Source organism: Algibacter amylolyticus (genome assembly GCF_014202225.1).
Lineage (GTDB): Bacteria > Bacteroidota > Bacteroidia > Flavobacteriales > Flavobacteriaceae > Algibacter_B > Algibacter_B amylolyticus.
Window position 1 is genome coordinate 429,311 of the sequence record NZ_JACHGE010000002.1, and the last position, 25,516, is coordinate 454,826.

Annotated in this window: 12 protein-coding genes and 1 pseudogene; 9 read left to right on the forward strand and 4 right to left on the reverse strand. The window is 34.3% G+C overall.

The annotated features are described in order from the left end of the window. Positions 1 to 8: 8 nt before the first annotated feature. The 3 genes from HNQ90_RS06980 to HNQ90_RS06990 all read right to left on the reverse strand — a co-directional run bounded on the left by HNQ90_RS06980 (position 9) and on the right by HNQ90_RS06990 (position 4,317). On the reverse strand, positions 9 to 2,195 hold the full coding sequence (locus HNQ90_RS06980; protein ID WP_183822300.1) for a PepSY domain-containing protein: 2,187 nt from the start codon (positions 2,193 to 2,195) through the stop codon (positions 9 to 11). Between the two features lie 127 nt (positions 2,196 to 2,322). Further along, a complete protein-coding gene (locus HNQ90_RS06985; RefSeq protein WP_241678382.1) occupies positions 2,323 to 2,817 on the reverse strand; it encodes a DUF2271 domain-containing protein in 495 nt (164 codons plus the stop codon). 6 nt (positions 2,818 to 2,823) lie between these two features. Further along, positions 2,824 to 4,317 carry an ankyrin repeat domain-containing protein gene (locus HNQ90_RS06990; protein ID WP_144117153.1) on the reverse strand — a complete coding sequence of 498 codons (1,494 nt, stop codon included), beginning with the start codon at positions 4,315 to 4,317 and terminating at the stop codon, positions 2,824 to 2,826. A gap of 535 nt (positions 4,318 to 4,852) precedes the next feature. Here HNQ90_RS06990 and HNQ90_RS06995 point away from each other — a divergent pair. The 8 genes and pseudogenes from HNQ90_RS06995 (at position 4,853) to uxuA (ending at position 17,897) form a co-directional block, all read left to right on the forward strand. Beyond that, the gene (locus HNQ90_RS06995) at positions 4,853 to 8,482 is read left to right on the forward strand and encodes a DUF1592 domain-containing protein (RefSeq protein ID WP_144117154.1); all 3,630 of its coding nucleotides are present in this window, start codon (positions 4,853 to 4,855) and stop codon (positions 8,480 to 8,482) included. After that, positions 8,479 to 9,822: a DUF1552 domain-containing protein gene (locus HNQ90_RS07000; protein ID WP_144117155.1), complete on the forward strand. Its 1,344-nt coding sequence runs from the start codon at positions 8,479 to 8,481 to the stop codon at positions 9,820 to 9,822. The genes HNQ90_RS06995 and HNQ90_RS07000 overlap by 4 nt, the downstream gene beginning before the upstream one ends. A 23-nt stretch (positions 9,823 to 9,845) precedes the next feature. Continuing rightward, positions 9,846 to 11,180 (forward strand): annotated as a pseudogene (gene fucP, locus HNQ90_RS18120) (L-fucose:H+ symporter permease). 27 nt (positions 11,181 to 11,207) lie between these two features. After that, positions 11,208 to 12,686 carry an arylsulfatase gene (locus HNQ90_RS07010; RefSeq protein ID WP_144117156.1) on the forward strand — a complete coding sequence of 493 codons (1,479 nt, stop codon included), beginning with the start codon at positions 11,208 to 11,210 and terminating at the stop codon, positions 12,684 to 12,686. A 171-nt stretch (positions 12,687 to 12,857) separates the two neighbouring features. Next, entirely contained in the window at positions 12,858 to 14,228 is a 1,371-nt protein-coding gene (locus tag HNQ90_RS07015; protein WP_144117157.1) for a 3-keto-disaccharide hydrolase, read from the forward strand. Between the two features lie 11 nt (positions 14,229 to 14,239). Then, on the forward strand, positions 14,240 to 15,583 hold the full coding sequence (locus HNQ90_RS07020; RefSeq protein ID WP_144117158.1) for a Gfo/Idh/MocA family oxidoreductase: 1,344 nt from the start codon (positions 14,240 to 14,242) through the stop codon (positions 15,581 to 15,583). A gap of 281 nt (positions 15,584 to 15,864) precedes the next feature. Then, a complete protein-coding gene (locus HNQ90_RS07025) occupies positions 15,865 to 16,674 on the forward strand; it encodes an SDR family oxidoreductase (protein WP_338081400.1) in 810 nt (269 codons plus the stop codon). Between the two features lie 11 nt (positions 16,675 to 16,685). Continuing rightward, positions 16,686 to 17,897 carry a mannonate dehydratase gene (uxuA, locus tag HNQ90_RS07030; RefSeq protein ID WP_144117160.1) on the forward strand — a complete coding sequence of 404 codons (1,212 nt, stop codon included), beginning with the start codon at positions 16,686 to 16,688 and terminating at the stop codon, positions 17,895 to 17,897. An 80-nt stretch (positions 17,898 to 17,977) separates the two neighbouring features. On the opposite strand, the gene HNQ90_RS07035 is transcribed toward uxuA, so the two are convergent. Continuing rightward, the gene (locus tag HNQ90_RS07035; protein ID WP_144117161.1) at positions 17,978 to 22,135 is read right to left on the reverse strand and encodes a hybrid sensor histidine kinase/response regulator transcription factor; all 4,158 of its coding nucleotides are present in this window, start codon (positions 22,133 to 22,135) and stop codon (positions 17,978 to 17,980) included. A 446-nt stretch (positions 22,136 to 22,581) separates the two neighbouring features. Here HNQ90_RS07035 and HNQ90_RS07040 point away from each other — a divergent pair, with 446 nt between their 5' ends. Then, entirely contained in the window at positions 22,582 to 25,512 is a 2,931-nt protein-coding gene (locus tag HNQ90_RS07040) for a SusC/RagA family TonB-linked outer membrane protein (RefSeq protein WP_144117388.1), read from the forward strand. The last annotated feature ends 4 nt before the right edge of the window (positions 25,513 to 25,516 follow it).

A 25,516-nucleotide genomic window follows, 5' to 3' on the forward strand; every position in this document is an offset into this window, starting at 1 on the left:
CTTAAATTTTAGTAGCAGTCTGTTTTTATTAAATTCATGTTTAACGGGGCATTAAGCTTGTTTTTGGATATGTTTTCTAGGGTTTTTAAAACACCATTTTGCATAGCTACAGAACCGCAAATCATTATAGTTCCTTTGTTTTTTAAAACTCTAGATAGTAACTCTTCTTTTTCCATTAATGCATTTTGAACATATTTTTTCTGACTTTCGCCTTGCGAGAAACTTAAATAAACACCAGATAATCTTTTATTATAAAAGGCATCGTCAATATGTTTGGAGTACATCTTGTATGACTCATTTGTGCGTCCGCCCCAAAACAGGTAGTTTTTAGAATGTTTTAGGTTATCATCGCTAATCATTCCTAAAAAAGGAGCAATTCCGGTACCGTTGGAAATCATAATTACTTCTTTTGCCGATTTTGGAAAATGAAAGTCTTTATTCTGTTCTATAGCAGCAGGTAACATATCGTTTAGTTTTAAATCGTTTAAATAGTTTGAGCATATTCCAAACTCATGTTTTTTAATACTTAAAAGAATGTTTTTTCCAATTTTGCCAATAGAGTATTGCCTAGGTACTTCGTTTTCTTTGGGTATAATAGAGAGTAAATCGCCAGACCGAAAAGCTCTTTTCTTAATGGGTTGTAATTCTAGTAAAAATGAATTATCGCTATTTATGGTCGTGCGTTTTACTACTTTAAAAGAGCTTAGTTTTTTTTTGTTATGATTTGTTGGAGGCTCATTAACATTGAGTGTTAGATTTTTTGTTTTACCCCAGGAATCTATCCAGTTTTTAAACTCGGTAAACGATTGATTGTTAATTTTATGAAGCGCCATACAAGGCATGTATTTTTGGTGTTGTTGTAACATAGAATCTACCAAAATGGCATATTTGCAAAAGCCTTTATAGGCCAACGAGCCAAACCCAACAACTGCATATTTTAAGTTGTTTTGTTGCGGAGTAGTTTGTACGAGTTTTTCAAAATACTTGGCATTAACAGGAGGATCGCCTTCGCCGTAAGTGGAGGTAAGGACAACAAGGTGAGTTGCTTTTTTATAAGTAGTATATTGGTTTAATTCTGAGATGTAAACCGATTTTCCTTCGGCAATTAAAGCGTTTAGTAATAATTTAGCAAAGCCAAAAGTACTGCCTGTTTCCGAGCCAACAAGTATAATGTATTCGGCAGCATCTTTATTAAACTTATTTTTAATGTTTACAGCATTACGTTTTCGGTTTAAGGTCATAGAAAACCCAGAGAAAACAAAAAACAATATACTAATACTTGTTAATAGTAAAACAAAAGACCATATAATGGAGCCTTCTCCCGTATGTAAAAATAAACTCCAACTCGTAGCAAGAGTTATAAAACCATCCGATTTCTCACTTACTATTTTTCCGTTATACTGGTTTACATAGACTTCTTTATCATGTAATTTTAAAATAAAGTAATCTTCAATATCATTAGAAAAAGGAAACTCAATACGTTTTATATCACCTAAGGTTAAGCTGTTAAAAATATTCGAATCCGTAATTTTAGATGGGGTAGAAGTTGTAGTTTTTGTTTTAACGTGTTTGTGTTTTGTTTCGGGTAATAACGAAAACCTTTCCAAGGACAAAAACACGCCCGTAATGGTAATTATAATTATTGGTATTAAGGTGTATTTACCTAGTATTACATGGTAGTATTGGTTAAAATCTTCTTTAATAGTTTTGGCAAAAAAAGCTTTAATACTACCTTGACGTTTTATTATTAAAATAATACCTGTAACCGCCATTAAAAACAGCAAAAAGGATACAATGCCAACAATGGCACGCCCTGTAGATTTTAAAAATAGAGATCTGTGTAAATTTGTTGCAAAACTAAATATGGGGGCTTTTTCAATAATATCTCCCGTTTTTTTTGCGGTAAACGGATCGATATAAAAGGTTTCGCTTTCGCCTTGTTTTGTAACTACCGAAGCGGAAATAAAATCATTTTTATCAATGTCCAAATAGATAACCTCATCGTATTCCGTTTTTAGACTTTCTAATGTTTTAGAAATACTAAGGGATTGAGCATCTTTTACAGCATAAGGTTTTAGCTGATTCGATATGGGTTCGAAAGCCAAAATAGTACCAGTTAAAGCGGCAAGAATTATAAATAAGGAAGAAGAAATAGCCAAAATAAGATGGCTAAGTCTCCATATAGAAATGGTCATTGGTGCAAAATTTGTAGCGCATTTAACGAGGTTTCATTAAAACGTTTTATTTGATTGTTGCTATAAGATTTATAATGTCTTGTCTTAACTGCGTTTGGATAAGACAAGACATTCAAGTGTTTATTTGTTACTTTTGTGGCATCATTCGAACGTATCGGATGTACCCTTTGCCTTCATGTTTTAGCTTTATGTTTTCGGTAGTTAAAGGAAACTCTACATCTTTAATATAATATTCTTTGTCTTCAACAGCGGTTTCAAAACGAAGGCTATAACCAGCATCAATTTTATCCTGGTCTATTTCAATAACATTAATGGCACGCTCGCCACCACCAATAGTAGCGCCAGTAATGGCATCAATATCCGTTTTTGTTTTTCCGAAAAAACGCCACCATTCTGCTATATCGTGGTACCATTCATCATCATCACCTTGTACATAAAGTGTTTGTTCATAGCCCCCTTCCGGATTTATAAGCGAGATAACAACATAAGCGCCTTCACCCGAATAATTAATCATTTGCACCATACATTTAAAGGTGTTTGGCTTAGGAGAAAAGGCAAATAAAGTCACTACTAAAATGGCAAGAAACGCCATATATTTGGTCTGTTTTAATAAGGTTGTCATACTAAATTATTTTAAAAAATTAATATCTATGGCGTTGGCTTTAAGAAGCTCGTTTTCTTGTGCTAAATCGTAAACAGATTCTTCAAATTCTGTTAAAGCACTTTTATTAGCACCTTTAGCAATTAGATATTTTAAAATTGAATCGTCTTTAGATTTCATGGCTGCAATATGTAGTACAGATAGCCCTTCGTTATTGGCCGCATTGATATCAATTTTTGTTGGCTCTAAAAATTTAAGTAGCTCTAAATCTAATTTTTCAATGGCAATTTGGTATAGCGTATTATTACCTGCTTGAGTTGCTGTAAAATCTACATTTTTGGCTTGTAGTAGTTTTGCTTTTTCATAAAAATCGACCTTATTACGCGGTCTGTAAGCGTTTACTAAATAATATGCTAAATTATTACCATTATGATCTACAAGGTTAGCATTTGCGTTTTGTTCAAGTAAATAAGCTACTACTTCTGGTTTATTACGTTCTACGGCAAGCGTTAAAGCAGATTGCCCATCTTTGTTAACTAAATTTATATTTTTAGTTAGGTTATGCAAATGTTTTACAACCTCTAAACTATTAGCCTGAGCAGCTTTAATAAATGGAGTATTACCGTCTTTATCGGTAGCATTAGGATCTAATCCTTTGCTAATAAAATAGTCAATTACGGCGGTCTCTTTAGTGCTTCCAGCTACATTTAAAAGCGGGTTTACACCATTGGTTGTTGTTATGTTTGGATTAATACCTAGGCTTTCTAAATAGTTGTAAACTTCAATACCGTTAGAGTGTCCGCGACCACCTTGACTGGCAAAAATAAAAGCGTTACCACCGTCTTTATTTATAGTATTGTACTCAATACCTTTAGCTACAAGCTGCTTTAGCATAGCAATGTTACCAGTTTTTGCGGTGTAATTAAATACCCCATTACCATAGTTATCTTTACTCTTTAAGCTAATACCTTTAGTTTCAAAGTAATCTACAATCTCAAAATCTGATAATTTAGGAATTAATAATAAAAGGGCATTAGCGCCATCTTTACTAGTTTCGGTTTTTACATTGGCACCGTGTGCTATAAGCGCATCATAAATTTTTGTATCCGTAACGCCCGCTGCTGCTGTGAAAATTAATGGAGAACTTCCTTTATCATCAATAATATCAACACGCGCACCAGATTCTAATAAGTGGTTTACTAACTCTAAATTGCCAGAGTAAGCCGCCCAAAAAATATAGGTTCTGCCATCGTGCGTTAATTTATTAGGGTTGTTTTCTTTAAAACTTAATAGGTATTTTACAATGTCTAAATCTGCCTTTGCAAAAATACTATTGGTAACAGCATCAAAACCAGAGGATGTAAGTTGGGTTGGACTGTGTCCAGCTTTAACGGTTTGTTTAACTGTTTCTAAATTTGGCTTTTTAGCCCAAAATTTTCTATCTCTTAATAGGTTGCTGTCTTGTGCTATGGCATTTAGACTACAAACTAAAAGCAATACAATTTTCACTAATTTATTCATGGTTTAAAATATAAATGGTTTAATCTTTTATTTAGACTTAATAAAAATAATCTGTTATTTTTTGACAAATTTAATCAAGAATCATTCTAAATAAAAAAATTATCACTTTTATTTTTACTTTTTTTTAAGCATGATACTTTTTGCTAAAACAGAGGAGAGGTATCAAAAGGTTTCTATATGAATTAATTTTTTAGAAGTTGCTATAATTTTTTGCAACTCGAAATTTGTAAATAATTTAGGGGTATACTTCCTAACGAAAATTATATAAAAACGCAATGAGTTTATGGCTAGTAAGCAGCTAAATCGTTAATAAAAGTGCTAATTGAGTCATATGTTATAATAGATGAGATATAATTTATACAAAAAAGATAACCGACTTTATATATTTACTCTTTAAAGTTTTTTTTAATACGCTTTAATATCTGTCAGATAGCTAACAATGAATTTAAAAACGACAGACGAAGCTAAAATTGAAGAATGCTATTTGTTAAAAGCTATAAAATATAGTATTACAAAATAAACGGTTTATTATTTTATGAAAAACAAACTGATACTTGCTTTTGTATTCACCTTAGTTCTTTTAGGACTGCTCTTAATACCTTTTAATGGCGATTCAGAAAATACATTTATCTTTTTTCTAGGTCGGTTTCACCCCATAATTTTACACCTACCTATTGGTGCTTTAGTTGTTTTGTTTGTGCTAGAAATTATTAATGCAAAACGACCGGAATTACATTTACATTCAGCGTGTAATATTTTGCTATGGTTTTCGGTAGTTAGTGTTCTGCTAACTGTGGTTTTAGGTTTTTTTCTGGCTTCAAGCGGACATTATAATGAAGATTTATTAAACACCCACCAATGGTTAGGATGGTTCACTGCAATAATTTGTGTGTGGCTTTTGGTTTTACGTAATAAAAAATCTGCCGAAGCTTCAAACAAAGTCAGTAAAGCCTATAAGCTATTTCTTTTAGTAAATGTGGTTTTATTGTCTTTTGCTGGGCATTATGGAGGTTCGTTAACCCATGGAGAAGCATATTTAACTAAGTATATGCCGTCTAAAATGAAAGCGGTTCTGGGCGTTTCAAATCAAGATTCTTACCTAGCAATGAATCCAAATGATTCTACATCAGAGGCTGCTTTGTATTTTAAAAATAATATTAAACCTGTAATGCAAAAACATTGTTACGATTGTCATGGCCCTGAAAAAGAAAAGGGCGGTGTACGTTTAGATGTTTTGAATTGGGATATGATAAACGGACCAGATGCCGAAGGTTGGCATTCCGCTTTAGATATGATTAATTCTGGAGAAATGCCTCCAAAGGAAGAGCCTCAATTAAGTGATCAAGAACGACGTGATGTTGTAGATTGGATGACAACTAACTTAGAAAAAGCGGCTGCTGCAAAACAAGCTAGTAATAAAGGTGTGATGCGCAGATTAACCAAAAGGCAATACACCAATAGTTTAAACGAGTTACTTGGTGTTAACGTTAACTTTGGCGATGTTTTACCAGACGATGGTAAATCTAAAATGGGATTTAGTAACAATGGTAGTGTACTACAAACATCTGCGTTACATATTGATTACTATCAAAAAATAGCCCGAGAGGCATTGGATAAGGCTATTGTATTTAGAGATAAGCCAGAATCTAAAAAATATAAAGTTACTATAGGTGCTAATACAGGCGATGGTAAAACGGGTGCGCAGTATGGTGGTTACCAAACGGCAGCCATTAATAATAAGGATTTTACTATCGATGTTTTAGACGAAAACGGTAGGCCTCTTTCTAGCGCTTCTATGACTCAAAAAGATTCCCTTTTAGCTTTAAAAAACAAAATAGGTATTGGCATGCGCGGTTCGGCAAGTAACAGGTATAGCGTAGAAAAGGAGGGTATGTTACTATATTCTGCATTACCAGCTAAAGAAGTGGCGCCTAAGTCGTGGCAAGGGCCTTCACCAAATTTAAAATTATTGGTTAAAGAAGATTTTCCAAGAACTGGAGACTTTGTTTTTAGAGTCCAAGCATCAAAAGGTTATCTATCTACTTCGGTTGAGCGTCTTATCGATTTAAGAAAAAAAGTACCTGCACGAACAACACCTAAAGCTATTAAAGTAGTCGCTAAGGATATTAAAAATCCTAAAGGCTTTGTTTTAAAAGACAAACGCTGGTTAATGCCAGATAACGTTGCAAATAATGTAAAAACTAAGTTTGTGTATAAGGTGCCAAAATCGGGAATCTATCAGGTAGATTTGGTGCATCCTTATAGCTCTGAAGATGCTATGCCATCGTACCAAATTAGTCTTTTTGGAGGTAGTAAAGAAGGGCGCGTAAGTGAGCGCTTGTACATGGATAAAAGCTTAGAAACCGCAGATCAAGTAGTTACTCCAGTTACTTTAGCGTATTTATCTAAAGGAACACATAAAGGATATATTGGTGGTAAATTTTTTGTTGGCTTTAGCCATATTGTACTAACACCACTAGCAGAAAACGATCCTTTACCGCAAATATTAGAGCAAGAAGCTAAATTAAATAGTCAGCAATATGCCGGTGTTAATCCATCCATTCAGGTGTTTTCGGGCACACGAACAGACGATGGTATGGATTATAAAACCTTTGATGAATGTGTGGAAGTTAACGTCCCGTTTGGGGAATTAAAAACCTACGAGTTTAAAGGACGATTAGAAAATTTACCCATTCCTTTAGCAGGAAATCAAGTAAGTGGAGACCTTGCAAACATGTTAACCGTAGGACTTTGGAATAATCATTTGGTTAAAGAAAATAGTCTTACAGGTCCGCCTTTGCTTATTAAATCGGTTGAGTTTGAAGCACCTTACCATCCCGTTTGGCCTCCAAATAGCCATACCGAAATCTTTTTCGATTCGTCTAATAAATCAGATAAAGAAGTCTATACAAAAGAAGTTTTAAATCGTTTTATGACTAAAGCTTTTAGAAGATCTGTTACCGCAGAAGAACTAAATAGGTATGTCGATTTTTGGAACAGTATAAAACATGATTTCGACCGTTATGAAGACGGCGTTAAAGAGGTTTTGGTGGCCGTTTTATGTTCGCCTAATTTTATTTACTTGTTTGAGCCTGAAGATTCTAATTCACCAGACAACAAAAAGTCTGAAGATGAATTTTTCCTAGCCTCGCAATTGGCTTATTTTTTATGGAATTCGCCTCCCGATGAAACCTTAACGGCCTTGGCTGCCGAAGGCGATTTACATGATGAATTACCCGAGCAAATTGAACGTATGGTAAACGACTCTAAAATAGCGCGAATGATTCATTCTTTTACTTACGAATGGTTGCGATTAGATAGACATAAAACCATGGATACCGATGTAAATGAATATAAAGATTACACTAGGTTTGTTAAAGAAGACATGGCCAATGAAACCTACGAGTTTATTAGTTATGTACTTAAAAATAACATGAGTATTCTCAATTTTATAGACTCAGATTTTGCTATGCTGAATCAAAATTTAGCAGAGTTTTATGGGGTTGAAGGGGTTAAAGGTCATCAGTTTCGTCCTGTGGAGTTACCTAAGGATTTAAACAGAGGCGGTTTGCTTTCTCAAGGGGCGTTTTTAAATGGCCATTCCGATGGTGTTCAGGCGCATCCTATTAAGCGTGCCGTTTGGTTAAAAGAAAAAATATTGGGCGATACGCCACCGCCACCGCCGCCAAATGTGCCAGAGCTGGATACAGACACTCCGGGGTTTGAAGACATGACCTTAAAAGAACAACTGTTTTTACACCGTAATAAAGCAGCGTGTTTGGATTGCCATAAAAAAATAGATCCTTATGGTGTTGTTTTTGAAAATTACGATGCCGTTGGTAGGTATCAATTAACATCAAAAGGTAAACCTATCGATACAAAATCTCAACTACCAGATGGCACCGAAGTTGAAGGCGTGCAAGGAATAAAGGATTATATCATTAGAATGAAAAAGGAAGAGTTTACAAAATCCTTAGTCGAGCATCTTTACGCATACGCCTTAGGACGCGATGTAAGTTTTGCCGATCAAAAAGAAATAAATAAAATAGTTGAAAACGTTATAGAAGACGATTTCCGTTTTCAAACTGTAATAGAACAAATCGTTTTAAGTTCTTCATTTTACAAAAAAGAACGGAATTGGTTTAATAAAATATTTGGATCATGAGTAAAAAACCTTGGCATTTAGATCGTCGTACGTTTATTAAAGGATTAGGAGTAGCATGTATGCTGCCTTACTTTGAAAGTATGGCCATGAGTGGAGTTTCTAAGTTTCTAGAACCTGTAAAACCTAAACGACTGTGTTTTTTATACTTTCCTAATGGTGTGGGCTTGCCACCTAAAGAAAGTGCATTTCATAAAAGTTGGAACTGGTTTCCAGAGGGCGAAGGTTCAAATTATAAACTAACTAATTCCTTATCACCTTTACAAGCCTACAGAAACGATATCTCGATTATGGGAGGGTTAAGTCATCCATACAGTCGTAAAGTATTAGGTCATATTGCTGGCGATACGTGGTTAACAGGAGGCGATTTACGTGGGGAGTACAAAAATAGTATTTCGGTCGATCAGGTTGCAGCCGAAAAACTTAGTAGATATACACGTTTTCCATCATTATCATTATCTACCGATGGTGGCGTAGGTTACAAATCAAGAGTCTCAACTTTGTCTTTTAATTCATCAGGGCGACCAATTCCTTCCGAGCATCGTCAACGCGAAATTTTTGAACGTTATTTTTCTCCAAACGGAGGAGGTTCTACAAACGAAAGAAGAAAGAGTATTCATCAAGGAAAGAAAATAGTAGACTTGGTTTTAGAAGATAGTAAAAGTCTTCAAAAACGTTTAGGAGCAAATGATACCATGAAATTGGATGAGTATTTAACGTCTTTAAATCAAGTTGAAGAACAGGTTAAGCGAAACGAAAAATGGTTGAATGTACCTATGAAAGCATTTGATGCCAGTTTAATTAATATGGATGTCGATCCTACTGATGCACCACAAGATTATGTGCGTTCCATGATTGATTTAATGGTACTTGGTTTTCAAACGGATGCTACTCGGGTTATGACCTATATGATGGCACGAGAAGACGGCATGGGATTTGGCGATAATTTCCCCAAAATAGCCTTAAAACTAAAAGGGCATCACAGTATTTCGCATGATAAAACAAAAGGACATTGGGAAGATTGGGGGCGTTTAGACCAGTGGTACGCAAAGCAGTTTGCATATTTTATTGATAAAATGAAAAACACAAAAGATGAGAACGGTTCCCTTTTAGATAATACCTTAATTCTTTACGGTAGTGCTTGTAGTTCAACCCATAATGCTAGAAATTGTCCATTGGTTTTGGCTGGTGGTTCAAATTTAGGAGTAAATCATGGTAGCTACACAAAATTTAATGAAAAGGAAGTACCCATGTCTAATCTATTTGTAAGCATGTTGAATAAAATAGATGTGCCTACCGAGAAATTTTCAGATAGTACCGGAACATTACCTTCAATTCTATAAAAATTACAATTAAAACCAACTAAATGACCAACAAGACTAAGATTCCTATAGTTAGCAAAGATTTATTATTTCCTTTTATAATTATAACAACATTATTTGCTTTATGGGGTATTGCTAACGATTTAACTAATCCTATGGTATCGGCATTTAAAAAAGTAATGCCCGAATTGTCCAATATTCAAGCATCATTAGTGCAATTTGCTTTTTATTTTGGCTATTTTTTTATGGCTTTACCGGCAGCTCTATTTATTAGAAAGTTCAGTTATAAATCAGGAATTTTATTGGGTTTGTCGCTTTATGCCATTGGTGCATTTTTGTTTTATCCAGCAGCTAAATATGAGGAGTATAATTACTTTTTAGTTTCCTTATGGGTAATAACCTGTGGTTTGGCTTTCTTGGAAACTACCGCAAACCCTTTAGTATTAGCGTTAGGCGATAAACGGACAGCTACACAACGTTTAAATTTAGCGCAAGCATTTAACCCTGTGGGATCACTAACAGGAATGATTATAGCATAAGTATTTGTGCTAGGTGCGCTACGTTCAGACGATTACACAGCAGAAGCTTATACAGCTTTATCATCAACCGAATTAGCTGCCGTACGAGAAAACGATTTAGGCGTAATTAGTATTCCTTATTTAAGTTTAGGTATTTTGGTGCTAATCATTATGGCGGTTATATTTTTTACTAAAATACCAAAAACGCCTGTAGAAGATAAAATGAGTTTGTCGGATTCATTTTCAAAATTATTTCAAAACAAAAGCTACGTAATGGGTGTTTTGGCACAAGCGGCTTGTGTAGGTTCTCAAATTATGTGTTGGACCTATATTTTTCAGTACGTCGATAATTTAAACGATAGCACGGGTTGGAACCTTACAGCAACGAATTACAATGTAGCGGCTATGATTTTGTTTTTATCTGGACGATGGATTGGTACCGCTTTAATGAAAAAGGTAAACCCGCCAAAAGTTTTAGGGATTTTTGGAATGGGAGGCGCCATAGCTAGCATTGGAGCCATAGTGTTACCGGGCATGATGGGCTTATTATCTTTAGTGTCAATTTCAATATTTATGTCCATTATGTTTCCTACTATTTATGGTATAGCCTTAAAAGATATGGGCGATGAGGCTAAAATAGGTTCTGCGGGATTAGTAATGGCTATTGTTGGAGGCGCGTTTATGCCTATTGCCCAAGCTGCAATTTTAGATTTAGGTGGCGACGGATTTAACGATTTAAATCTACTAGGATACATACCAGAAGTTAATATGTCTTTTATTTTACCGGCCTTATGTTTGGCTTTTGTAGGGTATTATGGTTTTAGTTCTTTAAAACGAATGAAAGCTCAAGAAACCAATTGAATTTAATACGGGTTAAAGTTAATTTTTATGGTATCAATTTTTAATGTAATTAAGTATAGAACCCAAATTTTAGGGGTAATTGCTACTGTTTTATTTCTTTTATCATGTAAAAAACAGGATAATAAAAAAGTTACTCAAAGTAAAGAACGCTTACCCAATATCATTTATATTCTAGCAGACGATTTAGGATATGGCGATTTAAGTTGCTACGGTCAGGAAAAATTTAATACACCAAACATAGATAAATTGGCTTCTAAAGGTTTATTGTTTACTCAGCATTATGCAGGAAGTACCGTATGCGCACCTTCGCGTTCAGCATTGTTAACGGGTTTGCATACAGGGCATACGCCAATTAGAGGGAATAAAGAAGTTAAGCCAGAAGGGCAGCATCCTATTCCAGATGATACTTTTACTTTGGCCGAAGCTTTAAAAAAAGGAGGATATGTAACGGGTGCATTTGGTAAATGGGGCTTAGGTTATCCGGGTTCCGAAGGCGATCCTTTAAATCAAGGTTTCGATGTGTTTTTTGGTTTTAATTGTCAGCGATTAGGGCATCATTATTATCCGTATCATTTATGGTCTAATAAGGATTCTATTGTTTTAAAGGGAAATGTAGGGCATAAAAAGGAAGTTTATGCACCAACCTTAATTCATAAGCAATCTTTAGAGTTTCTAGAAAGAAATAAGGACACCACATTTTTTATGTACGTACCTACAATTATTCCTCATGCCGAATTAGTGGCGCCCGATTCTATAATGGCTAAATATAAAAGCAAGTATTTACCCGAAAAGCACTTTAAAGGAACAGATGGTGGAGCAGTTTATAGACAAGGTAGTTACGAATCTCAACCAGATGCGCATGCTGCATTTGTGGCCATGATTGAGGTTATGGATAATCAGGTGGGCGAAATAATAGATAAGCTTAAAACTTTAGGTATTGAAGAAAATACTCTTGTTATTTTTACTTCAGATAATGGACCACATACCGAGGGTGGTGCAGATCCTAAATACTTTAATAGTAATGGACCACTTAAAGGAACCAAAAGAGATTTGTACGAAGGTGGTATTCGCGTACCTATGATAGCCAAATGGCCAGGTAAAATTAAAGCAGGAAGAAAAACAGATTTAGTCTCGGCGTTTTGGGATGTGTTTCCAACATTTTCTGAAATAGCAGAATTACCCATACCAAATAATTTAGATGGTATTTCATTTCTTCCAACTTTATTAAACAATCCTGAGCGACAAAAGCATCATGAGTATTTATATTGGGAGTTTCATGAAAAAGGGGGTAGGCAAGCCGTTAGAAAAGGGGATTGGAAAGCTGTAAAGTATAATGTTTTAAAGCATCAAAATGCACCAATTCAGCTTTATAATCTTTCAGAGGATATTGGAGAAGAACATAATGTGGCTAAGAAATACCCAGAGGTTGTTAAAGACATGGAGGGTATTTTAAAAGAGGCTAGAACCCAGTCGGATGTATATGAATTCGACCAAGTTTCTTTTTAAATATGAAAAAATGGATTAATTCATATAGTGTAATTTATCATTCTGAAATAAATTAAAGCATATGAATTATTGGTCTTATTCCCCATGTTTTTGATTGAAAAATCCGTATCATTAGATGATAAATCATATATTTTTAAAAAAATTATAACTAAACATTTCTAATACTTTATTATGAAAAAAAGACAGTCGGTAAAACTAATTTTATTAGTGGCTATTCTAGGAATTCTAGGATGTGATAATACAAAAAAAGATACCACGCCATGGGTAAGCTTGTTTGATGGTGAAACATTAAGTGGTTGGTCGGTTATAGGAGGAAAGGCCACCTATAAAGTTCAAGATGGCGCTATAGTAGGAACTACAGTTAAAAATACGCCAAATACCTTTTTAAGGTCAGATAAACTTTATGGCGATTTTATTTTAGAGTTGGAATATAAGGTAGATTCTTCAATGAATTCCGGTATTCAAATAAGGTCAAATAGTTTTCCTTATTACAAAAATGGAAGAGTACATGGCTATCAAATAGAAATAGATCCATCGGATCGCGCTTGGAGTGCAGGTATTTATGATGAAGCTCGCAGAGGTTGGCTAAACCCGTTAACCAATAATCCTATTGCTCAAAAAGCGTTTAAACAAAACGAATGGAATCACTATCGTATTGAAGCTATTGGCGATACCCTTAAAACGTGGATAAATGGCGTAGAAGCTTCGCATTTAATAGATGATAAAACGGCAAAAGGATTTATTGGTTTGCAGGTGCATAGTATTCATAATACTCAAAAAGAAGGCACAGAAATTATTTGGAAAAACATTAATATTCTTACCGAGAATTTAGATAAATACTCAAAAAACACATCTTTAAAGCCCGTTGTAACTAAAAACGCCTTAACCATTGATGAACAAAAAAATGGATGGAAATTACTTTGGGATGGTAAAACAACAACAGGATGGAAAGGCGCTAAATTAAATGAGTTTCCTAAAGAAGGTTGGGTTATTGAAAATGGCGAATTAACCGTTTTATCTTCTGGAGGAGCCGAATCTAGAGCAGGTGGCGATATTGTAACCCAAGAGTTGTTTGGCGATTTTGAATTTAAAGTAGATTTTAAAATAACACCTGGTGCCAATAGCGGGATTAAATATTATGTAGATACCGAAATTAATAAAGGTCCAGGATCTTCAATAGGATTAGAATTTCAAATTTTAGACGATGACCTTCATCCAGACGCTAAGTTAGGGAATCATGAAGGTAGCAGAACGGTTGGTTCATTATACGATTTAATACAAGCCGATCCTAACAAACACATGAACCCGATTGGCGAATGGAATACAGCACATATCAAATCAAAAAACAATCATGTAGAACATTGGTTAAATGGTATGAAGGTTTTAGAATACGAACGAAAAAGTGAAGATTATTTAAAACTTGTATCGGAAAGTAAGTATGTAAAATGGCCAAAATTTGGTGAGTTAGATAAAGGACAAATCTTATTGCAAGATCATGGTGATAGAGTGTCTTTTAAAAACATTAAAGTAAAATCGTTATAAACTAAAACCATATGAGCAGTAGAAGAAATTTTATAAAAAAAGCCGCAGCAGGAACAGCTGGAATTGCATTAGGAAGCACAGCAAACGCCATGTCTGCAAAAAGTTACTCAAAAATCTTAGGGGCTAACGATCGTATTCATGTGGCAATTCAAGGTCTTGGGCGTCGATACCAAGCCTATTTAGGCGCCATTGCAGCAAAAGATAGTAATGTGGAATTGGTGTACTTATGCGATGTCATGAAAAGCCAAAGAGATAAGGCAGCCCAAGTGGTGTTAAAGGGTTTAAATATTAAACCAACGCTAGAAAACGATATTCGAAACGTAATAAACGATAAAAAGGTAGATGCTATTTTCATGGCTACACCAGATCATTGGCATGCACCCGGAGCATGTATGGCAATGCAAGCAGGTAAACATGTTTATTTAGAAAAACCATGCAGCCATAACCCGAAAGAAGGAGAGTTGTTGGTAGCCTATCAACAAAAATATAACAGAATGGTGCAAATGGGTAACCAGCAGCGTTCTTCTTTGCAATCGCAAGAAATTATAAAGGATATCCATAATGGTATTATTGGCGATGTTTATGAAGCCACGGCCTTTTATACTAATAGTCGAGGCGCAGTGCCACACCAAACTAAAACAGCACCGCCAGAAGGTTTAGATTGGGATCTTTTTCAAGGTCCAGCACCTCGAAGAGCGTATACCGATAATACATGGGATTACAATTGGCATTGGTACGGTTGGGATTATGGAACAGCCGAAATGGGTAATAATGCAACCCACGAATTAGATATTGCACGTTGGGCTTTAGATGTTATATATCCAGAGCGTGTTCATGTTAATTCGGGCAAATTTCATTATAAAGATGATGGTTGGGATATGTACGATACCATGGAAGCTACTTTCGAGTTTTCTGGCAATAGAAGCATTAAATGGGATGGACAAAGTAGAAATGGTTATAGAAAATTTGGAGCCGGCAGAGGTACTATTATTTACGGATCGAAAGGCTGTGTCTTTATAGATCGTGATGGTTATAAATTATACGATCAAAAGAATAAAGTTTTAAAAGAAAACATTGTTAAAGGTATTGAGTCTGGAAATTCCCTTGGTGGCGGTGGTCAACTTTCAACAAACCATACATTAAACTTTTTTGAAGCCATAAGAGGAAAGGCGCCCTTAACGTCTCCAATAGAACAAGGCGTTATCAGCCAGATGCTTACGCACTATGCAAATATTGCTTCAAGAATTGATGATGCTTTCGAGGTAGACGAAACGACCGGACGTATTTTTAATAGAGAAGCCATGAAGCTATGGTCTAGAACTTACGAACCAGGTTGGGAAATTAAGCCTGTGTAATTTTAAAACAATAGTTTAAGGTCGCTTGGTATTAATATTTAGAGGTATTTACTACCAAATTGTAACCTCCTTAGTTTTGCTATAACCTGATAGTATACGCGGTTTATAAGGCTTTTTAAGCGGTAAAAGTCATTTTACAACCTTATTGCGGTCAATTTTCGCGTCATAAGTAATCTTTTATTTATCTTACTTTGTTTAATTAGAAAACAAGGTTTAAGAGCCAGTTTTTTCAATTTAAACCAAACATTAAACTAATAAAAGATAATTAAATTATGAATGATATGTTTTTTAACATAAGCAATAAAGTAGCCATAGTTACCGGTGGAGGCGGCGTTTTAGGTGGCAGTATTTCCAAACATTTAGTAAAAGCAGGCTGTAAAGTAGTTGTATTAGATATACGCGAGGAAAACGTAAATACACGCGTAGCCGAATTGAAAGCATTAGGAGGAGAAGCTATTGGGTTTGTGTCTAACGTGTTGGATGTAGAAGAGATGAAAAGCACTAGAAAAAAAATTCTTGATGCTTGGGGAAGTATAGATATTTTAATTAACGCAGCAGGCGGTAATTTACCAGGAGCAACTCTTACCGAAGAGCAAACCGTATTTGATATGAAGATTGAAGATTTTGAAAAAGTAACCAACCTAAATTTAAATGGTACCGTGTATCCGTGTTTAGTTTTTGGCGAAGCTATGGCAAATAACGGTAAAGGGAGTATTATAAATGTGTCGTCAATGGCTACGCTGAGTGCTATAACTCGAGTTCCAGGGTATTCGGTTGCAAAAAGCGGTATCGATATTTTTACAAAATGGCTTGCCATGGAATTAGGAACTAAATTTGGCGAAAAAGTGCGTGTAAATGCAATCTCTCCAGGATTTTTTATTGGCGATCAAAACAGAAAAGTTTTAATTAATGACGATGGCTCTTACACCGAAAGAAGTAAAAAAGTATTGGCTAGAACCCCAATGAAACGTTTTGGCGATATAAATGAATTAAACGGAATGGTTCACTTTTTATGTTCTGATGCGGCTAGTTTTATAACCGGAACCATTATTCCTATCGATGGTGGTTTTAGTTCGTTTAGTGGTGTTTAAAACTAATTAACATGGAACTAAAAAAAACATTAAGGTGGTTTGGTGAAAAAGACCCCATAAGTTTAGCCCAAATTGCGCAAACGGGCGCTAAAGGTGTGGTTACTGCATTACACCATATTCCTAATGGAGAGGTTTGGACGGTAGAGGAAATATTAAAAACAAAAACCAATATAGAGTCTTACGGACTAACGTGGGATGTTGTGGAAAGTTTACCTGTAAGTGAAGCTATAAAAAAAGGAAAACCAACGCGCGATGCCATTATAAAAAACTATAAAGAAAGCGTAAAGAATCTTGGTAAATGCGGGATAACGACTATTTGCTATAATTTTATGCCTGTATTAGATTGGGCACGAACAAGCTTAAGTTATACCTTGCCAAATGGCACAGAAGCTATGTATTATCAAGCCGATTTGTTTGCAGCCTTTGATATTTATATTTTAAACAGACCACAAGCTTTAAAGGATTATACCGAAGCCCAAATAGCAGGTGCCGAAGCTATTTACAAAACCTTGAGTAAAAAAGAAATTCAAGACATTGCCTATAATATTATTGTTGTTACACAAGCTTTTATTGATGGTGCCGTTGGCGAAGATGAAAAAGAACCTGTTAAACTATTTTTAGCGTTATTAGCGGAGTATGATGGTATTGATAAAGCAAAATTACGAGAACACTTTGCGTATTTTTTAAATGAAGTGATACCAACCGCCGAGGAATACGGTGTAAATTTAGCAGTTCATCCAGATGATCCTCCATTTCCGTTGTTAGGATTACCTCGTATTATGAGTATTCCTGAAGATTTTGAGTGGCTAACTAAAGCGTGCCCATCGTTAAATAACGGGATTACCTTTTGCACAGGATCCTTAGGTGCTCGTAAAGACAATAACCTCCCTTCAATATTTGAAAAATTTGCAGATCGAGTGCATTTTTTACACCTTAGAAGCACAAAAATATTGGATAATGGAGACTTTTATGAAACTGAGCACTTAGATGAAAGTGTAAATCTAGCTGCTGTTATGAAAGAGATAATACAAGAGCAAATACGAAGAAAAGCAAGTGGAAGGCAAGATTACAACATACCTATTAGGCCAGATCATGGGCATAAAATGTTAGATGATTTTAATAGAAAGTCTAACCCAGGTTACCCGCTAATAGGAAGGTTAAAAGGACTTGCAGAATTAGCAGGACTAGAAACAGGAATGCGATATTTAATGGGTAACGATTAAAAGATAGTATAAACTTAAACTAGTTTGTTTATATAAAAAATGCGCACTAATCAATGCGCATTTTTTGTTTTATTAAGTTTTTACTTTTTATATTTTGAAGGCACGGTACCAAACTGCTTTTTAAATAATTGTCTAAAATATTTCGGACTGTTGTAACCTACCTCAAACGCAGCTTCAGAAATAGTGAAATCTTCGTTTTTTATAAGCGAAGCGGCCTTTTTTAGCTTTACCATGGTAATGTATTCATTAATGTTTTTACCGGTTATGGCTTTAATTTTTCTAAAAAGCGGGGTTCTACTCATACCCATTTCATTGGTAATATCCTTTACATTGGCTTTCCCAGATTTTATACTATTTAAAATGATAGTTTCTAGTTTTCTTAAAAACTCTTTTTCTTTATCTAGTAATTTCGATTGATCTTTAGAAATAGACTGTAACGGTTCTTCTTGTTCTAAAAAGTACTTTCTTAACGATTTACGACTATCAATTAAATTTTTCACCCTAGCCAAAAGAATTTGACTGTTAAATGGTTTTATAATATAATCGTCGGCACCAGTTTCATAACCTTCTTTAATGCTTTCTTCGTTACTTTTAGCCGATAATAGTATTATTGGTATATGGGTAGTCGTGGTTTCGTTTTTTAACACTTCACAAAGGTCTATACCGCTTTTTTTAGGCATCATAATATCAGAAATAATTAAATCTGGAACATATTTTAATGCTTTTTCAATGCCTTCTTGTCCGTTCTCAGCATAAATGATATCATATGTTTTTTCTAATACACCTTCTAAATATTGAAGAATATCTGGGTTATCATCAATTACTAATACAACGAGTTTGTCCTCGTCTATAGTAACATTAATTTTCTTTTTTTCATCTGTAATTTTTTCCGAAAGTGGTGCCCATGCGTTTACTGGAGACATTTCTACTTCTTCTAGTGGTGCATTTATATGCTCGTCTATAGGTTTATTAATAAACACTGTCTCATCTCTTGGTATTTCTAAAGTGAAGGTAGACCCAGAACCAAGACTGCTTTCTACTTTTAATTGGCCTTTGTGTAATTCGGCAAAGTTTTTAGATAGTGCTAATCCTATTCCCGAGCCTTTTTTTCTTGGTAAAGATTTAGACTGGTAGTACCATTCGAAAATATGACTGAAATCTTCCGGATGAATACCAGAACCATCGTCTTTAACTATAATCTTAAAATTATTTTCATCGTAATTTAAAGCCACATTTATATTTCCTTTTGCTGCTGAGTGCTTTATGGCATTAGATAGTAAATTGTTTACTATAATTTGAACTTTTTCTAAATCGAACCAAGCTATAAAATCTTCGTCTGGTATAGTATGTGTAAGATTGATATCTTTTTTTTGAGCCATTAACACATAGTTATCTACCAATTGTTTTAGTATTGGCGGTAAATTATACTTGTTTACAACAAGGTCGCTTAGGCCTATTTCCGATTTTCGGAACTCTAATAATTTATTAATAGATTGAAACAGATATGTAGCATTTTTTTTTATTAAGCGCATACGGTCCAAATGCTTTTTGTTGTTAAGCTCTTGTAGCATATCGTCAACAGGACCTAATATTAAAGTTAAAGGTGTTCTTAACTCATGCGAGAAACTTGTAAAAAAACGAATTCTTTCTTTATTAAAATCTTGTTCTAATTGGCGTTGTTTTTTCTCAAAAAGTAAAGAGTTTTTTAGTTTTAAATGGTTGGTGTAGTACTTTAATGCTAGATAAATAGCGGCAATACTAAACAACAGGTATAGAATATATGCAGGAATGGTTTTCCAAAAAGGTGGTGTAATAGTAACTAATAACTGATTGTAAACTTCTTTTCCAGAACCTAATTTAGCTTTAACTTTTAGAGTGTAATCACCTGGCGGAATATTACTTAAGTTGGCGGTACCATTACTATTGTTTTCTATCCAATGGTTATGGTAGCCTTCTAGAATGTAGGAGTAGTTAATGTTATTGGCAATGGGGTATTTTAAAACCGTAAAATTTATAGAGAATAGACTTTGGTTGTGTGGTAATGTAATACTGTTTTGGTAAGAAATTGATTCTTTTAAAATAGCGCTAGTACTATTAGGATCGACTATAACCTTTTTATTAAGTACATGTATGTTTTCAAACACAATAGAGTAGGTGGTAGGCGTGTTATTTTCAAGTTTTTTTGGATTAAACATATTAAAACCCTTGTTACCTCCAAAGTATAAGTCGTTGTTGTAACTTTTTATAGCAGCTCCAACATTAAATTCGCTACGTTGTATGTTGTTAAAGGTATTAAGGTTTTCAATAGCATCTGTATGAGTATTGTAATGACTAATACCGTTAAAGGTTCCTATCCATACGCTATTGTCATTTTCAAATACCATACTACTTACGGTATTATTACTAAGCCCGTCGTATTCTGTAAAGTTTACCGCCATGTGTGTGTCTGGATTTATCCTTACTAAACCACCAAAACGCGTTCCACATAGCATATCGCCATTATTTAAACGAAGAAAGCAAAAAACAACATCGCTTGTCATGCCTTCGGTATTTTTCATGTTGTATGCTACAGTACTGTCGTTTTTAGGATTGTATTTTAAAACACCATCGCCGTAAGTAGCAAGCCATAAAAATCCTTTTTCATCGCAGGTTATATCTCTAATATCTATTTTTCCTAAACTAGAAATGTAATTAAAAGCATCTTGGGCCTCATTATATTTAAATAAGCCACCACGGTTTGTACCTACCCAAATCTGGCCACTTCCATCTTCGTATATTTTTCTAACATCGTTACCATCTTCTATATTACCTTCTAAATAATGTTTGTAATTGCCCGTTAATGGGTTTCTTTTATTTAAACCGCCTCCGTAGGTACCAACCCAAAGTCTGTTTTTCGAGTCGTCTAGTAAAGCAATTATATAATCGTTACTAAGGCTTTGTTTGTTATTAGGCTCATGTTTAAAGTTAGAAAATTTACCTGTATTTGGATTATACAAGTTAAGGCCTGCACCATCTGTACCAATCCAAATTTTGCCATCGCTTTTTTGCGCAAAGGCTCCAATTCGGTCGTGAGCTAAACCATCGGGGTTATCAATGTTTTTTTGAAAGCGCTTTATAGGCTCGCCGTTAGGATTAACAAAATTTAAACCGGTACTTGTTCCTAACCACATGTTACCTTCTCTATCTTTTTTAATAGAGGTTATGGTTCTGTTATAAACGCTAGAACCATCGCTTTTTGGTAGAAACCATTTTATGGAAAGTTTTTGTTGCGATATAAAGGACGGTATATCTAATAAATTTAGGCCGCCGTTACGTGTGCCAATCCACATTTTGTTGTCGTTGTCTTCTTCAAAAGAAAGGACATTTTCATCACTTAATCCGCGACCGTAATTTAAAGAAGATTTTAAACTTAAAGTATCACCTTTAGGCGTTATAACTTGTAAACCGTCGGCACCACCTATCCATAAGTTTCCATTGTTATCATTATAAAGTGTATGGATATCTACTGAAGAAATGGTACTGTTTTTTCCGCTAGGTACTCGAGTAATTTTTTTTGTTTTGTAGCTGTATTTATTTAGCCCAAAATTGCTTGTACCAATCCATAAAATGGAATCGCCTTGTACCAAGATTTTTGAAATATAATTTGATGAAATAGAATGTGGATTATTGGGCTCATGACTAACGGTTGTTAATTTTCCGTTTTTATCTATTATCCTTAATCCCCATTCTTTATTGGAAGATCCTATAATAAGCTCTCTATTGGGACCAATAGCAAAGGAACTAATAGGTTCTACCAACTTTTTGTTATTTACTTTAAAAGCTTCAAAGGTTTCGTGCTTGGTGCTGTAAGTGTTTAAGCCTTCATCAGAAGAAATTAATATATTACCCTTAAGATCTATTTCTATTTGAGAGATATGATTATTATTTAAACTACTTTCTGGGTTTTTGTAGTCTTTTTTAAATTTGGAAAATCGAGTACCATCATAGCGGTTTACCCCTTCTATAGTACCTACCCACATAAAACCTAAAGAATCTTGTTCTATATTGTTTACCACATTATGCGATAGGCCACTTTCAACATCCAATAAATGAAAGGTTAAAATTTCTTCGGTAGCATTAGTTTTTATTTTTGAATCTTGAGCGAATAATGGAATTAAGCAAAGAAAAAAAGAAACCAAGTTTAAAACTAAATGTCGAATATTTCCATTTATATTTCTCTTAAATAAGATTCTATTCATAGTAAAAGGGAATAATTTTGTTATCAAACTTAATGTTTTTTAAATAAGAACCAAAGGAAAGTAGATATATAAAGCGATATTTTTAAGTTACGTGAGAAAAATTACAAAAACCCTGTAGTGTGTTGTTATTATTGGGTTTTGGTTTCTTAAAAGAGTCATTTTAAGGGCGTTTTTTAACCGATTTACACCGCGTTAAGTTGTAATGTAAGTGTTAGTTTTACACTTGTAATGTCATGTTGTTGTGCTATTTTTGGTTCACCACTTTATTAGTACTTAATCTTTTTTTACTAATATTAAACCAATTGCTTTGTAACGGCAGAATTACAAAAACCTAATTAAACTAACTAATAATTAAACTTATGAAAAAATTATTGAAATGCTTTTCTCTGTCTAATAAAAAAAGCGTTCTAATTGCGATCTTTTTTGGACTGGGCATTTTTACTGCAATGGGCCAGAATATTACAGTTTCTGGTAAAGTAACCGATGCTAATGGACAATCCATACCAGGAGCTACTATAATAGTAAAAGGGACAGCAACCGGAGCAGTAACAGATTTTGATGGTGTTTACAATATACAAGCCAATGGTTCTAGCACCATTGTAGTATCGTATATTGGTTTTGAGACCCTCGAAATCCCAGTAAACAACCAAAAAACCATAAATATTCAATTAAAAGAAGATATTTCTTTACTAGATGAAGTGGTGGTTGTTGGATATGGTACACAAAAGAAAAGCGATGTAACGGGTTCTGTTTCTAGTGCAAATCTTGAGGCTTTTAAAGATTCTCCAAACACAAATGCGGTTCAAGCCTTACAAGGTACTGTTCCTGGATTAAATATTGGACAAGTAAATAGTGCAGGTTCCACTCCATCTATAAGTATTCGTGGACAAGTTTCTATTTCTGGGAATCAAGATGTTTTAATTATTCTTGATGGTATTCAATACAATGGATCTTTATCGTCCATTAATCCAGATGATATTAAATCTGTCGATGTCTTAAAAGATGCGAGTTCTACTGCTGTTTATGGAGCACAAGCTGCTAACGGTGTTATTTTAATTACCACCAAAAGCGGTAAAAGAAATCAAACGCCTAAAATTTCATTTTCAAGTTCATATACTACTCAAACACCATCAGAGGATTTAAGACCTATGAATAGAAATGAATATATAGATCATATTAGGCGTATTAATTATCAAGATGCCTATTTAGCTCCAGATTATACTACTTTAGATCCTAATTATGATATAACTACAGGTTTAATTGATCAGATAATATCTGATGGAAATTTAGTTGATACAGATTTTGATTGGTGGGGAGAAGGAACCAAGCAAGGTAATATAAAAGAAAACCGAGTAAGTGCCACAGGAGGCTCAGAGAAGGTAAGTTATTTATTATCTCTTGGGTTAACCGAACAAGAGGGCTATATAATTAATGATAAATTTAAACGTAAAAGTATACGTATAAATGTAGATACCGATGTTAAAGATTGGTGGACTGTAGGGGTTCAATCTTTTGGTTCGTTTGTTAATAAGGATGGAGATGAACCTTCACTATATAGTTTAGCTATTGCACCTCCATTGTTAGAACCTTACGATGAAGAAGGAAATCTTATAGCTAACCCTACAGGTACACTGGATTCAAATCCGTTTTTAACTTATGATGTACAGGATTACGAGCGCCATGATTACTTATTCGCTAATGTGTTTTCTGAAATTAAATTCCCTTTCCTACCAGGGTTATCTTATCGTGTAAATTTTGGTAACAATTACAGAATCTCTAAAACTTATGGTTCTAGTAAATACTCTGCTAGTAACACAGGTGACGCAGGGAAAAATGTAAACTTTTATAAAGATTATACCTTAGATAATATACTTACTTATAAGAGAACTTTTGGTAAACATAATCTTACGGCAACTTACTTGTATGGTGCTATGGAGCGCGAAGGAGAAGGGACTTCTGCTTATGCGAAAGACTTTGACCGATTAGGATTAGGATACAATAATTTAGGAATAGGAGGTATACAGGAAACGGGATCATCGGCTTTTAAAGATCAACTAAACTATCAAATGTTTAGAGTTAATTATAAGTTTGATGAAAAGTATATACTAACAGGAACAATTCGTAAAGATGGGTACTCAGGTTTTGCCGAAAATAATAAAACCGCATATTTCCCAACAGGAGCATTTGCATGGGTAATTTCTAACGAAGGATTTTTAAGTAACTCTAATGTAGTAAACAACTTAAAATTAAGAGCAGGTTATGGAATAAATGGAAATCAGACAGGTCGATATACATCTTTAGCTAATTTAAAAACCGTAGACTCTTATGTGTTTGGCGATGGTGGTAGTACGGCTTTTGGTCAGGAAGTTACTTCTTTAGCAAATGCAGATTTAAAATGGGAAAAAACCAAAGGATTAAATGTTGGTCTTGATTTTGGTTTATTTAGTAATAGGTTAAAAGGTAGTGTTGATGTCTATAAAAACACTACAGACGATCTTTTGTTTAGAGTTGCTATACCATACTTAACAGGTTTTGATGGTATCAATACCAACGTTGGTAAAATGGAAAATAAAGGTATTGAAATTGCCTTAGTAGGCGATATTGTTAAAAATGATAGTTTTAAATGGACATCTACTATTTCATTTTCTAAAAATGAAAACAAAATTTTAGAGCTAACAGGCGAAGATGAAGATGAGGATGGTATAGAGGATGACTTAATATCTAGTGGGCTATTTATAGGAGAGTCTATTAATGCAATATACGACTATGAAATTGATGGTATCTATCAACTTGGAGAAGAAAATATTCCGGATGGATATGGCCCGGGTACCCATAGAATTGTAGATCAAGATGGTGTTGATGGTATTACACCTGCAGGCGACAGAAAAATAATAGGAACAACAGACCCTGCTTTTAGAGCCAGTTTATTAAATTCTTTTAGCTATAAACAATTTACACTAAATGTGTTTTTAAACACCATTCAAGGAGGTAAAAATAAATATTTAGGGGCTAACACTAATGCGCTTTATAGAGACAGTAATACCATTATGCGTAACTACATTAGCGGAATAGATTTCTGGACACCAACTAACCCAGATGGCGTAAATCCGGTATCGTATTTTAGACCTGCCGTTGGAGGTACAAGATATGTGGATAGAAGCTTTGTACGTTTACAAGATGTAAATCTTAGTTATAAATTTAGTAAATCTATAGTTGAAAAATTAGCACTTTCAGATTTAAGTATTTATGTAAGCGGAAAAAACTTAGCAACTTGGACAAAATGGGATGGCTGGGATCCAGAAACAGGTCAGGCTATGAATTCAGGAGGAAGACCGGTATTAAAAGGATATTCTTTAGGTGTTAATTTATCTTTCTAAAAAA

What these genes read in the sequence shown, in the direction of transcription:
- HNQ90_RS07040 (WP_144117388.1), top strand. Translation starts at nt 22,582, where the DNA reads ATGGGCCAGAATATTACAGTTTCTGGTAAAGTAACCGATGCTAATGGA.
- HNQ90_RS06990 (WP_144117153.1), bottom strand. Translation starts at nt 4,317, where the DNA reads ATGAATAAATTAGTGAAAATTGTATTGCTTTTAGTTTGTAGTCTAAAT.
- HNQ90_RS07015 (WP_144117157.1), top strand. Translation starts at nt 12,858, where the DNA reads ATGAAAAAAAGACAGTCGGTAAAACTAATTTTATTAGTGGCTATTCTA.
- HNQ90_RS06985 (WP_241678382.1), bottom strand. Translation starts at nt 2,817, where the DNA reads ATGACAACCTTATTAAAACAGACCAAATATATGGCGTTTCTTGCCATT.
- HNQ90_RS07035 (WP_144117161.1), bottom strand. Translation starts at nt 22,135, where the DNA reads ATGAATAGAATCTTATTTAAGAGAAATATAAATGGAAATATTCGACAT.
- HNQ90_RS07020 (WP_144117158.1), top strand. Translation starts at nt 14,240, where the DNA reads ATGAGCAGTAGAAGAAATTTTATAAAAAAAGCCGCAGCAGGAACAGCT.
- HNQ90_RS06980 (WP_183822300.1), bottom strand. Translation starts at nt 2,195, where the DNA reads ATGACCATTTCTATATGGAGACTTAGCCATCTTATTTTGGCTATTTCT.
- HNQ90_RS06995 (WP_144117154.1), top strand. Translation starts at nt 4,853, where the DNA reads ATGAAAAACAAACTGATACTTGCTTTTGTATTCACCTTAGTTCTTTTA.
- HNQ90_RS07000 (WP_144117155.1), top strand. Translation starts at nt 8,479, where the DNA reads ATGAGTAAAAAACCTTGGCATTTAGATCGTCGTACGTTTATTAAAGGA.
- HNQ90_RS07010 (WP_144117156.1), top strand. Translation starts at nt 11,208, where the DNA reads ATGGTATCAATTTTTAATGTAATTAAGTATAGAACCCAAATTTTAGGG.
- HNQ90_RS07025 (WP_338081400.1), top strand. Translation starts at nt 15,865, where the DNA reads ATGTTTTTTAACATAAGCAATAAAGTAGCCATAGTTACCGGTGGAGGC.
- uxuA (WP_144117160.1), top strand. Translation starts at nt 16,686, where the DNA reads ATGGAACTAAAAAAAACATTAAGGTGGTTTGGTGAAAAAGACCCCATA.